The organism is Bacillus sp. ISL-47 (assembly GCF_018613175.1).
In the GTDB taxonomy this organism is placed as follows: Bacteria; Bacillota; Bacilli; order Bacillales; family Cytobacillaceae; genus Cytobacillus.
This window is the reverse complement of the sequence record NZ_JAGGQS010000074.1, coordinates 1-11,327: the sequence shown is the minus strand read 5'-3', so window position 1 is coordinate 11,327 and position 11,327 is coordinate 1. Positions and strand designations below refer to the sequence as shown.

Here is an 11,327-nt window from a genome sequence, read left to right as displayed (position 1 = left end):
ACTTAACCAAGTTATTGGTGAATACTCGGCAACTTCTTCATGCATTATCTAGTTTTGAAGGAATGAATTTTCTTCAAACCAAATAGTCTGGTGGCGATAGCGAGAAGGTCACACCCGTTCCCATACCGAACACGGAAGTTAAGCTTCTCAGCGCCGATGGTAGTTGGGGGCTGTCCCCCTGTGAGAGTAGGACGCTGCCGGGCTTTGGTTTTCTAAATGCTATATATGGACATTTTTAAAATCACATAAATAACACTATCGCGGGGTGGAGCAACGAGCGTTGCTTCAAGAATATTCTGCGAGTTGTACCGATCGAGACGCATCTTTGTTTAGCTTCCTGAGATCGGGACAGTCCTTATGCTATATGTGAGCATAGAAAAATCACATAAATAATACTATCGCGGGGTGGAGCAGTCCGGTAGCTCGTCGGGCTCATAACCCGAAGGTCGCAGGTTCAAATCCTGCCCCCGCAATCCGGTCCGGTAGTTCAGTTGGTTAGAATGCCTGCCTGTCACGCAGGAGGTCGCGGGTTCGAGTCCCGTCCGGACCGCCATTTTTATAGATTTAATTCAAAGAACGAAACAAGGTTTCGTCTTTTTTTATGTCTTTTTTAGTCTTCCTTCTAGTGAACCAACTAATGAAAGAGGGCATGCTTTGCCCATTGATTTAAAATGATGTACACTACATATAGATTATTCTCCTTAGGATTTATCCTAAGGTTTTTTTGTTCATACGCAGATTAAACCACTAAAGGTGATGAAATAATATGAATCAGATTGAGTTTATCTCGAACCAGCCAGAGGATACCATGGGATTTTCAAAAAGACTTGGCAGCCTGCTCCGGCCGGGGGATGTTCTTGCTCTGGAAGGTGATTTAGGTGCAGGTAAAACGACATTTACAAAGGGACTGGCACAGGGCCTGGGTGTAATCAGGAATGTGAATAGCCCAACTTTTACAATTATCAAGGAATACCAGGGAAGATTGCCTCTTTATCATATGGATGTATACAGAGTGGAAGATTCCTTTGAAGATCTGGGTTTTGATGAATATTTTGAAGGCAATGGGGTCACAGTTGTAGAATGGGCTCATTTAATTAAAGACCAGCTTCCTGATGAATTGTTGACGGTTTCTTTATATTTGGGAGACAAAGGATCAAGAAGGCTAATTTTGGAACCAAAAGGAAAGAGATATGAGGAATTGTGTAAGGAGATTATGTCATGAAGGTTCTATCCATCGATACATCTAATTACCCTCTAGGAGTGGCCCTCCTCGAGGGTGATATGGTAATAGGCGAGCATATTACAAATGTGAAGAAGAATCACTCTGTCCGGGTTATGCCGGCTATTGATATGTTAATGAAAGAATGTGATGTCAAACCAGCTGATTTAGATAAGATCGTGGTTGCGAAAGGGCCTGGTTCTTATACTGGTGTTCGAATTGGTGTGACTATAGCAAAAACACTTGCATGGACATTAAATATACCGCTGGTAGGAGTATCAAGCTTGGAAATTTTTGCTGCTTCTGCAGGAAGGTATTTTGATGGGGTAGTATCCCCTTTATTCGATGCCAGGAGAGGACAGATTTATACTGGTCTGTATCAATATACGGAAGGTCAGTTAGTTTCTCTTGTAAAGGACCAGCTGCTTCTTTCTAAAGATTGGGCTGAACAGCTTTCTAAGCAACATGAGAAGGTACTTTTCATAGGAAACGATTTGCCGCTGCATCGTAATGTTTTAGAGGAAACACTCAAAGATCAAGCTATATATGCAGCACCAACCGAACACAACCCACGGCCTGCGGAACTTGCTTTATTAGGCAGAGACCGAGAGGGTGAGGAAGTTCATTCTTTTGTTCCGAATTATATTCGTCTTGCGGAAGCTGAGGCCAATTGGATAGAAGCGAACAAAGAAAAAAAGCTATAGTGGTGAGGAAGCGAAAGCATGAATAAGTCCTTAACTTTCCGTTTTATGAATGAGCAGGATATTGATGATGTTTTGGAAATTGAACATAAATCGTTTGCTACTCCCTGGAGCAGGGAAGCTTTTTATAACGAATTAACACAGAATCAGTTTGCCGTATACGTAGTTATAGAAGAAGATGATAAAGTGATAGGCTATTGCGGAGTATGGATAGTTGTGGACGAAGCTCATATCACCAATGTTGCACTGCTGCCCGAATATAGGGGGAGGAAACTTGGTGAAGCACTAATGCGCAAGATAATTGAGGTTGCCGTTGAAATGGGTGCAAAAACGATGACCCTTGAAGTCAGAGTGTCCAATTTCACCGCACAGTCCTTATACCGCAAACTCGGCTTCCAGGATGGAGCAATTAGAAAGAACTATTATACTGATAATCAAGAGGATGCTTTAGTAATGTGGGTGAATTTATGAATAAAAAAGATCAATGGATCATGGGAATTGAGACGAGTTGTGACGAAACAGCAGTTGCCATCATAAAGAATGGCCGGGAGGTTGCGGCTAATGTTGTTGCATCCCAAATAGAAAGCCATAAACGGTTCGGCGGAGTAGTCCCGGAAATTGCTTCCCGGCACCATGTCGAACAAATAACTATAGTACTGGAAGAAGCATTAAACCACGCAGGAATTACTTATTCGGATCTATCTGCAATTGCTGTAACTGAAGGGCCTGGCCTTGTTGGGGCACTCCTTATCGGTGTAAATGCAGCAAAGGCCATTGCTTTTGCCCATGGGATCCCGCTTGTTGGCGTGCATCATATTGCAGGGCATATTTATGCTAACCGCTTAGTTGCTGAAATGAAGTTTCCTTTGCTTTCACTTGTTGTATCAGGAGGCCATACAGAGCTTGTGTATATGAAGGAACATGGCCATTTTGAGGTGATTGGCGAAACAAGGGATGATGCTGCAGGGGAGGCTTATGATAAGGTAGCAAGAACGTTAAGCCTGCCATATCCGGGAGGACCGCATATAGACAAGCTTGCACATGAGGGGAAGCCTACGATCAATTTGCCAAGGGCCTGGCTGGAAGAAGGGTCATATGACTTTAGCTTCAGCGGCTTAAAATCTGCAGTTATTAACACTGTCCACAATGCAGAACAGCGTGGGGAAGAAATTGTCCCTGAGAATCTTGCGGCAAGTTTTCAGGAAAGTGTAATAGATGTACTTGTAACGAAAACGCAAAGAGCTGTGGAGGAATATAAAGTTAAGCAGCTTCTGCTGGCAGGCGGTGTTGCAGCGAACAAAGGACTGCGTGCAGAATTGGAGGACAAGTTTGCCTGTAATCCGGATATAGAGCTCATTATCCCGCCGCTATCTTTATGCACAGATAATGCAGCCATGATTGCAGCAGCAGGCAGTATTTTATTTGAAAAGGGCATTCATTCCGGCTTAGATTTGAATGCAAATCCAGGGTTAGATATCGCTATCCACAACAATAAATAATATAGGTAAAAGTCCCCGGTAGCCCGGGGGCTTTTTTTGTGGATAAAATGCTCATTTTCTGAATTTTATGTGGATAATGGGGATAAATTACCGTGTTTCTGTGGATAATGTGGAAAACTCTGTGGAGACCGTATATAATCGACTTTTGTTTGTGGTTATCTTTGTGGATAATAAAAAAGACTGGTAGTGACTATCCTACCAGTCTAAAAGTTATGAATTTTCCTTCATTATTCATCTGCTAAAACTGTCCATTCATCCAATAGTTCTTCCAGTTTTGCTTTTAATTCATCCTTATCTTTTGTTATTTCCAATACTTTTTCGTGGTCTTGATAAACTTCCGGATCGCAGAGAAGCTGATCATAATCTTCGATTTTCTTTTCCAGCGCTTCTATCTGCTCTTCGATTTCATCCATTCTTCTTTTTCTTTGTCTTTCAAGCTTTTTTGCTTCCTTATCTAGCTGATAATTATTTTTTTCCTGTCTTGAAGGCTGTGCAGAATGATCATTGTTATTTTGATCAAATGCCTGCAGTTCTTCTTGCTCCTGCTTCTTTTCAACATAATAGTCGTAATCCCCAAGATATTCAGTTGCACCGCTGCTGGAAAGCTCTATCACCTTTGTGGTTATTCTGTTGATAAAATAACGGTCATGGGAAACGAAAAGTATAGTCCCCGGATAGTCAATTAAAGCATTTTCCAAGATTTCTTTGCTATCCAGATCAAGATGGTTTGTCGGCTCATCCAATATTAAGAAATTAGCTTTCTGCATCATCAGCTTTGCCAGAGCCAGGCGGGCTTTTTCGCCGCCGCTAAGAGTTGAGACAGTTTTAAGGACGTCATCACCGGAAAAAAGAAAATTGCCTAAGATCGTGCGAATTTCTTTTTCAGGCTTAAGCGGATATTCATCCCACAATTCGTTTAGGACTCGCTTATTACTGGTAAGCTCAGCCTGTTCCTGGTCATAGTATCCGATTGTTACATTGGATCCGTATTGTATATCCCCGGAAAGAGCCGATATCTTTTTCACAATCGTTTTCAGTAAAGTAGATTTGCCGATTCCATTTGGCCCTACAAGGGCAATGCTGTCTCCTCTGGCAAGTCGGAAGGAAATATTTTCAGAAACTTTATCTTCATATCCGACAGCCAGTGATTTTATATTTAAAACTTCATTGCCAGATTGCCTTTCAATATCAAAGCCAAACGATGCGGATTTCTCGTCTCCCAGCGGCCTGTCCATCACTTCCATTTTGGCAAGCTGTTTTCTCCGGCTTTGGGCTCGTTTGGTTGTTGAAGCCCGTGCAAGGTTGCGCTGGATAAAATCCTGAAGCTTTGAAATCTCTTCCTGCTGTTTTTCAAATTGCTTCATTTCCCGTTCAAAGTTTTCTGCTTTTTGGTCCAAATAGGAACTATAGTTTCCAGGATATTTACGGATTTGGTGCCTTGAAATTTCGTATACCTGGGAAACAACCTTATCGAGGAAATAACGGTCATGGGAAACAATTAGAATGGCACCGTCATAGCTCTGCAAGTATTGCTCCAGCCATGATAATGTTTCAATGTCCAGGTGGTTTGTCGGCTCGTCCAATATGAGAATATCGGGCTTTGTCAGCAAAAGTTTTCCAAGGGCAAGCCTTGTTCTTTGGCCGCCGCTTAAGGTTGAAATTTTCGTATTGTAGCCGAAAGAATTAAAGTTCAGCCCATGAAGAATGGAACGGATATCCGCTTCATACTGATAGCCGCCATTCTCTTTGAACTCTACCTGAAGTTTGTCATATTCCTTTAAGATTCGATCGTATGCATCAGAATTATTCATGGCTTCAGGGTCTGACATTTGTTCTTCAAGACGACGCAGCTGTTTTTCCTGTTTTTGCAAATGCTCAAACACTGTCAGCATCTCATCCCAAATGGAAAGGTCGGACTCAAGGCCCGTATTTTGAGCCAGGTATCCTATCGTTACTTCCTTAGGTTTTATAATGTCCCCGGAATCATACGCCATATGGCCGGCTATAATTTTTAAAAGGGTAGATTTCCCTGCTCCATTACGTCCTACAAGGGCAATTCGGTCCCTGGTTTGTACTTCAAGCTTTATATTCGTTAAAATAGGATCAGCAGCAAAGTTTTTCGATAGCTGATTTACTTGTAAAAGTATCATTTTTTTCACCTCTATAGTATAGAGTAAGTGTAACTTATTCATATATGTTCGGCAATAAAGGAGGCAGGCCTTTTATCCTGCAGGTGCTGAATGGAAATATTTTATACGAAAATAGTAAAGAAATATGTGAAGAAGCATACAAAGCCCGTACAAAGATGGGGAAAAATAGTGTATGATTTTGGAGAGAGGTGTTTTTTTATGGCGGATTTTACCCATTTTAATCAAGAAGGCAGAGCAAAAATGGTGGATGTCAGCGATAAGCCTGAAACAGCGCGGACAGCCATTGCCCAATCGAGTATAACTGTTAATAAGGAAATATATGAAAAGATTACATCTAATACCATGAAAAAAGGGGACGTGCTTTCGGTTGCACAGGTTGCCGGCATCATGGCAAGCAAGAAAACATGGGATATTATTCCAATGTGCCATCCGCTGCCGCTAACTGGCGTAGATATTTCTTTTTCATGGAAAACTGGGCAGGAAGAATATATTCTGTTCATCACTGCTTCTGTAAAGACGAAAGGAAATACAGGTGTGGAAATGGAAGCGTTAACAGCAGCTTCTGTTTGTGCTCTAACTGTTTATGACATGTGTAAAGCAGTAGACAAAGGAATGGTAATCGGACCAACCTTTTTGGTGGAAAAAACAGGCGGGAAAAACGGAGATTTTAAAAGAGACTAATACATCATAGGGACGGAGATGGACGAATGGCCAATGAACCAATGAAAATACCTCAAGCCACAGCTAAACGGCTTCCTTTATATTATCGTTTTCTCAAAAACCTCCACTCCTCGGGGAAACAAAGGGTTTCTTCAGCGGAACTAAGTGAAGCGGTTAAGGTGGATTCGGCAACAATTCGCCGGGACTTTTCTTATTTTGGTGCGTTAGGGAAAAAAGGTTACGGCTATAATGTAAATTATCTGCTATCCTTTTTTCGTAAAACCCTTGATCAGGATGAACTGACTAAAGTAGCATTGGTTGGAGTAGGTAATTTAGGGACGGCCTTTTTAAATTATAATTTTCTTAAGAATAATAATACCAAGATAGAAGTTGCTTTTGATGTGGACGAGAACAAGGTAGGAACGAAGATAGGGGATGTGCCTGTCTACCATATGGATGATCTGGTAAAGGTCATTGAAGAAAATGATATTCAGGTAGCCATCCTAACAGTACCGGCACCGCCTGCACAGGCGATTACAGATCGGATGGTTAAAGCCAAGATTAAAGGCATCCTGAATTTTACGCCAGCGAGACTGACTGTGCCTTCATCCATTCGGATTCACCATATTGACCTGGCTGTTGAATTGCAGTCACTGGTTTATTTCTTAAAAAATTATCCTGCAGAAACGTAATCCATCCTGCATTCCAATAGATAACAGTTGAAGATTGTAATGGATTCGCTATTATAGGTAAGGGGAGGTGTGCGGCAATGATGAATCTTGGACCTGGTAGCCTCATACTCATTATCTTGATTGCATTAGTGATATTTGGACCAAAAAAACTTCCGGAATTGGGAAGAGCAGCAGGGAATACATTACGTGAATTTAAAAACGCAGCAAAAGGCTTAGCGGACGATGACGATAAAAAAGATGCTAAGTAAGTTAGGATGAATAGATATGAGTCATAATGATATGACGATTTATGAACATATAGGCGAATTAAGAAAAAGGATAGTCATTTCCGTTATCTTTTTCTTTATCGCCGTGATATTTAGCTTTTTCCTGGCTGAACCGCTGATTGTTTATTTGCAAAAAGCGGATGAAGCGAAGGAATTGACGATGAATGCTTTCCGGTTAACAGACCCGGTTAAAGTTTATATGCAATTTGCTTTTCTGATCGCTTTTATTATTACATCACCCGTGATTTTATATCAGCTATGGGCCTTTATTAGCCCAGGATTATCTGACAAAGAGCGGAAAGTTACACTTAGCTATATACCCGTTTCTGTCATTTTGTTTGTCGGCGGAATCGCATTCGCTTATTTTATTTTATTTCCATTTGTAGTTGAGTTCATGACTTCCATTGCCAACCGGCTTGCCATCAATCAGGTAATCGGGATAAATGAATATTTTCAATTCCTTTTCCAGCTGACCATTCCATTTGGGGTGCTGTTCCAGCTTCCGGTTGTGGTCATGTTTTTAACAAGGCTGGGAATTGTCACACCAGCATATTTGGTGAAGATACGGAAATATGCTTACTTTGTATTAGTGGTCATAGCGGCTTTTATTACACCGCCGGATCTTTTATCCCATATGATGGTGACGATTCCGCTGCTGCTTTTATATGAAGTCAGTATTTTTATCTCTCGCATTTCCTATAAAAAAGTATTGGAAGCAGAGAAGCTTCAGGAAATTGAAAGTGAGCAATCATAAAAAATGAGCCTTATTGCGGGCTCATTTTTTGTTTTTTTTATTTTTCATTTTAAAATGGAAACCAACCATTCTCAGGCCGGTGCCAAGATCGAATGTGGCAATAATGATCAGAAAATAAGTAAAGAAACTCCATGCTTCTTCACGCTGTATATTCTGAATGGCTATAAAGGTAAAAAGGCATCCCAGCAGGATGTATACGATGCCTGAAAACAAAGGTGTGCTTCTCATCAAAATCCTCCAATAAAGTGAAAGCGAAACGATTTACTTCGCTGAGTGTTAGACTGCAATACAGCTGATAAAGCTTTGTACATTTTCCATTTCCTTCATCCACTTTTCCAAGTTTTCCTGATTAAGCTGAATGACTGCCACAAGAGTATTCATGGCAACGTGGGCAAAAATCGGTACAATTATCCGTTTTGTTTTTACATATAGGAAAGCAAAGGTAAAGCCCATGGCCGAATACAAAAGAATATGTTCAGGTTCAAAATGGGCGAGAGCAAAAATCACAGAACTGATTAGGGCAGATAGGAAGAAGTTAAATCGTTTATGGAGAGAACCGAAAATAATCTTCCTAAATACGATCTCTTCCAGGATGGGCCCCACTACTGAACTAATCAAGATTACGACAGGGGAGGCTTCTATGATCCGTATGATTTGCTGTGTATTTTCAGATCCCATTTCCACGCCAATCATGTTCTCAATGCTTGCAGCTGTAGCTTGAGCGATTAAAGCTAAAAATATGCCGCCAATTGCCCAGCCGACTGCGCTTGCTGCGGAAGAAGCATCTCTTTGTGCCAATCCCATTTTCATCTCTTTTCTCAATAAAAGAAGCGTAATGATCAATGTAATAGTGAAACTGATGACAAGCCAGTAGGCTACCGCCAGAATTTGCATGTTTTCGGGCTTCTGTCCGAGGAGATCTGCAAGTAAGAGGACCAGCGGAACGCCGAATAGACTTGAAAGCTGCATAGCAATATAGGCTATTAAAATAATCCAATATTCCTTCTTCAAAATGTTTACCCCTTAAAATTGATGGTTTTAAAACATGTACTAAAGCCATTTTACTCATAAAAAGGAGCCCGTTTCAAATTTCAGCGCTGCAGCAAAGGATTTTTTAGCTTACTGACTAAAAAGAAATCAAATGAAGCATACTTATGAGGTTGTTTGTGTCGAATTTTAGCGTCTTTTGGACGGTGCAAATTTTTTTAAAAAATTTAAGCTTCACCCTTGCAAATGGAAATGAGATTCATTAATATAATAATTGTGTTAGCACTCGATTAGGGAGAGTGCTAATAAATAAAAATATTTACATATTATTTGAGGAGGTTGTTTCACTTGTTAAAGCCACTAGGTGATCGAATTATTATCGAGCTTGTTGAAACTGAAGAAAAAACTGCAAGCGGCATCGTACTGCCGGACACTGCTAAAGAGAAACCTCAAGAAGGTAAGGTTGTAGCTGTGGGAACTGGCCGCGTTCTTGAAAATGGTGAGCGCGTTGCTCTTGAAGTTGCTGACGGCGACCGTATTATCTTCTCAAAATATGCTGGTACTGAAGTGAAGTACGAAGGCAAAGAATACTTAATTTTACGTGAAAACGATATTCTTGCTGTAATTGGCTAATAGCCGAAGTACGGTAGATTTTAAAACAGAAAAAGAGCTAAAAAAATTGAGGAGGTTTTATATAAATGGCTAAAGAGATTAAATTTAGTGAAGAAGCCCGCCGTGCGATGCTTCGCGGTGTAGATTCCCTTGCAAATGCAGTAAAAGTTACTCTTGGACCTAAAGGACGCAACGTGGTTCTCGAAAAAAAATTCGGTTCTCCATTAATCACTAATGATGGGGTTACAATCGCGAAAGAAATCGAATTAGAAGATGCTTTCGAAAATATGGGTGCGAAGCTTGTTGCTGAAGTTGCAAGCAAAACAAACGATGTTGCTGGTGACGGTACAACAACTGCAACAGTTCTTGCACAGGCTATGATCCGTGAAGGACTTAAGAACGTTACTGCAGGCGCTAACCCAATGGGTATCCGCAAAGGTATTGAAAAAGCGGTTGTTACCGCTGTTGAAGAGCTAAAAGCTATTTCAAAGCCAATTGAAAACAAGGAATCAATTGCTCAGGTTGCAGCAATTTCTGCTGCCGACAATGAAGTTGGCCAATTGATTGCTGAAGCTATGGAGCGCGTTGGCAACGACGGTGTTATCACAATTGAAGAATCTAAAGGATTCACTACTGAGCTTGATGTGGTAGAAGGTATGCAGTTTGACCGCGGATATGCTTCTCCATACATGGTAACAGATTCTGATAAGATGGAAGCGGTTCTTGAAAACCCTTATATCTTAATCACTGACAAGAAGATTACTAGCATCCAGGAAATCCTTCCTGTCCTTGAGCAGGTTGTACAGCAAGGCAAGCCATTATTGCTTGTAGCTGAGGATGTTGAAGGTGAAGCACTTGCTACATTGGTAGTTAACAAGCTTCGCGGAACTTTCAATGCAGTTGCTGTTAAAGCTCCTGGCTTTGGTGACCGCCGTAAGGCTATGTTAGAAGACATCGCGATTCTAACTGGCGGTGAAGTAATTACAGAAGAGCTTGGCCGCGACCTTAAGTCTGCTACAATCGACTCTTTAGGACGCGCTACTAAAGTAGTTGTTACAAAAGAAAACACTACAATCGTTGAAGGTGCTGGAGACAGCGCGCAAATCGGCGGACGTGTTAACCAGATCCGTACTCAAATGGAAGAAACAACTTCTGAATTTGACCGCGAAAAATTACAAGAGCGCCTAGCTAAGCTTGCTGGCGGTGTTGCAGTTGTTAAGGTTGGTGCTGCAACTGAAACTGAATTGAAAGAGCGCAAGCTTCGCATCGAAGACGCCCTTAACTCTACACGTGCAGCTGTAGAAGAAGGTATCGTTTCCGGTGGTGGTGTTGCCCTTCTAAACGTTTACAATAAAGTAGCTGCCATTGAAGCTGAAGGCGATGAAGCTACTGGTGTTAACATCGTATTGCGTGCAATGGAAGAGCCTGTACGTACAATCGCTCACAATGCAGGCCTTGAAGGTTCAATCATTGTTGATCGCTTAAAGCGCGAAGAAGTCGGAACAGGCTTCAACGCTGCAACTGGCGAGTGGGTAAACATGATCGAAGCCGGTATCGTTGACCCAACTAAAGTAACTCGTTCAGCTCTTCAAAACGCTGGATCTGTTGCGGCTATGTTCTTAACAACAGAAGCTGTTGTTGCTGACAAGCCAGAAGAAAACCCAGCTCCTGCAATGCCTGATATGGGTGGCATGGGCGGAATGGGCGGCATGATGTAATAACGCCCCTCCAAAAACCACTCCTCATTACGAGGAGTGGTTTTTTTCTATGTGCGCCCGGCATGGGTG

Annotated in this window: 13 protein-coding genes, 2 tRNA genes and 1 rRNA gene; 13 read left to right on the top strand and 3 right to left on the bottom strand. The window is 41.6% G+C overall.

What is annotated here, in order from left to right; translation table 11 throughout:
• The first annotated feature begins 86 nt into the window (after positions 1 to 86).
• The 7 genes from rrf to tsaD all read left to right on the top strand — a co-directional run bounded on the left by rrf (position 87) and on the right by tsaD (position 3,419).
• Positions 87 to 203 (top strand): 5S ribosomal RNA (gene rrf / locus J7I93_RS22630).
• Between the two features lie 196 nt (positions 204 to 399).
• A tRNA-Met gene (locus J7I93_RS22625) sits at positions 400 to 473 on the top strand.
• A gap of 3 nt (positions 474 to 476) precedes the next feature.
• A tRNA-Asp gene (locus tag J7I93_RS22620) sits at positions 477 to 553 on the top strand.
• A 213-nt stretch (positions 554 to 766) separates the two neighbouring features.
• Positions 767 to 1,222, top strand: coding sequence for a tRNA (adenosine(37)-N6)-threonylcarbamoyltransferase complex ATPase subunit type 1 TsaE (gene tsaE, locus J7I93_RS22615; RefSeq protein WP_214728767.1), 456 nt, complete (start codon positions 767 to 769; stop codon positions 1,220 to 1,222).
• Complete coding sequence (gene tsaB, locus J7I93_RS22610; protein WP_214728765.1) at positions 1,219 to 1,923, top strand: tRNA (adenosine(37)-N6)-threonylcarbamoyltransferase complex dimerization subunit type 1 TsaB; 705 nt, start codon at positions 1,219 to 1,221, stop codon at positions 1,921 to 1,923. The genes tsaE and tsaB overlap by 4 nt, the downstream gene beginning before the upstream one ends.
• An 18-nt stretch (positions 1,924 to 1,941) precedes the next feature.
• On the top strand, positions 1,942 to 2,391 hold the full coding sequence (gene rimI, locus J7I93_RS22605) for a ribosomal protein S18-alanine N-acetyltransferase (protein ID WP_214728763.1): 450 nt from the start codon (positions 1,942 to 1,944) through the stop codon (positions 2,389 to 2,391).
• Entirely contained in the window at positions 2,388 to 3,419 is a 1,032-nt protein-coding gene (tsaD, locus tag J7I93_RS22600; RefSeq protein ID WP_214728761.1) for a tRNA (adenosine(37)-N6)-threonylcarbamoyltransferase complex transferase subunit TsaD, read from the top strand. The genes rimI and tsaD overlap by 4 nt, the downstream gene beginning before the upstream one ends.
• A gap of 227 nt (positions 3,420 to 3,646) precedes the next feature.
• Here tsaD and J7I93_RS22595 read toward each other — a convergent pair whose 3' ends face one another.
• Positions 3,647 to 5,569, bottom strand: coding sequence for an ABC-F family ATP-binding cassette domain-containing protein (locus J7I93_RS22595; protein WP_214728759.1), 1,923 nt, complete (start codon positions 5,567 to 5,569; stop codon positions 3,647 to 3,649).
• A gap of 198 nt (positions 5,570 to 5,767) precedes the next feature.
• On the opposite strand from J7I93_RS22595, the gene moaC reads away from it, so the two are divergent.
• From moaC to tatC, 4 genes are all read left to right on the top strand, one after another.
• Positions 5,768 to 6,250: a cyclic pyranopterin monophosphate synthase MoaC gene (gene moaC / locus J7I93_RS22590; RefSeq protein WP_214728757.1), complete on the top strand. Its 483-nt coding sequence runs from the start codon at positions 5,768 to 5,770 to the stop codon at positions 6,248 to 6,250.
• 26 nt (positions 6,251 to 6,276) lie between these two features.
• Positions 6,277 to 6,921 carry a redox-sensing transcriptional repressor Rex gene (locus J7I93_RS22585; protein WP_110067739.1) on the top strand — a complete coding sequence of 215 codons (645 nt, stop codon included), beginning with the start codon at positions 6,277 to 6,279 and terminating at the stop codon, positions 6,919 to 6,921.
• Between the two features lie 77 nt (positions 6,922 to 6,998).
• On the top strand, positions 6,999 to 7,169 hold the full coding sequence (gene tatA, locus J7I93_RS22580; protein ID WP_026582802.1) for a twin-arginine translocase TatA/TatE family subunit: 171 nt from the start codon (positions 6,999 to 7,001) through the stop codon (positions 7,167 to 7,169).
• A gap of 16 nt (positions 7,170 to 7,185) precedes the next feature.
• A complete protein-coding gene (gene tatC / locus J7I93_RS22575; RefSeq protein WP_214728755.1) occupies positions 7,186 to 7,941 on the top strand; it encodes a twin-arginine translocase subunit TatC in 756 nt (251 codons plus the stop codon).
• A gap of 21 nt (positions 7,942 to 7,962) precedes the next feature.
• Here tatC and J7I93_RS22570 read toward each other — a convergent pair whose 3' ends face one another.
• Both J7I93_RS22570 and J7I93_RS22565 read right to left on the bottom strand, forming a co-directional pair.
• On the bottom strand, positions 7,963 to 8,169 hold the full coding sequence (locus J7I93_RS22570; RefSeq protein WP_214728753.1) for a DUF4305 domain-containing protein: 207 nt from the start codon (positions 8,167 to 8,169) through the stop codon (positions 7,963 to 7,965).
• Between the two features lie 48 nt (positions 8,170 to 8,217).
• Positions 8,218 to 8,952: a CPBP family intramembrane glutamic endopeptidase gene (locus J7I93_RS22565; RefSeq protein WP_214728751.1), complete on the bottom strand. Its 735-nt coding sequence runs from the start codon at positions 8,950 to 8,952 to the stop codon at positions 8,218 to 8,220.
• 324 nt (positions 8,953 to 9,276) lie between these two features.
• Between J7I93_RS22565 and groES the strand changes: the two genes are divergently transcribed.
• The gene (groES, locus tag J7I93_RS22560) at positions 9,277 to 9,561 is read left to right on the top strand and encodes a co-chaperone GroES (RefSeq protein ID WP_009336289.1); all 285 of its coding nucleotides are present in this window, start codon (positions 9,277 to 9,279) and stop codon (positions 9,559 to 9,561) included.
• A 65-nt stretch (positions 9,562 to 9,626) separates the two neighbouring features.
• A complete protein-coding gene (gene groL, locus J7I93_RS22555; RefSeq protein WP_214728749.1) occupies positions 9,627 to 11,258 on the top strand; it encodes a chaperonin GroEL in 1,632 nt (543 codons plus the stop codon).
• The last annotated feature ends 69 nt before the right edge of the window (positions 11,259 to 11,327 follow it).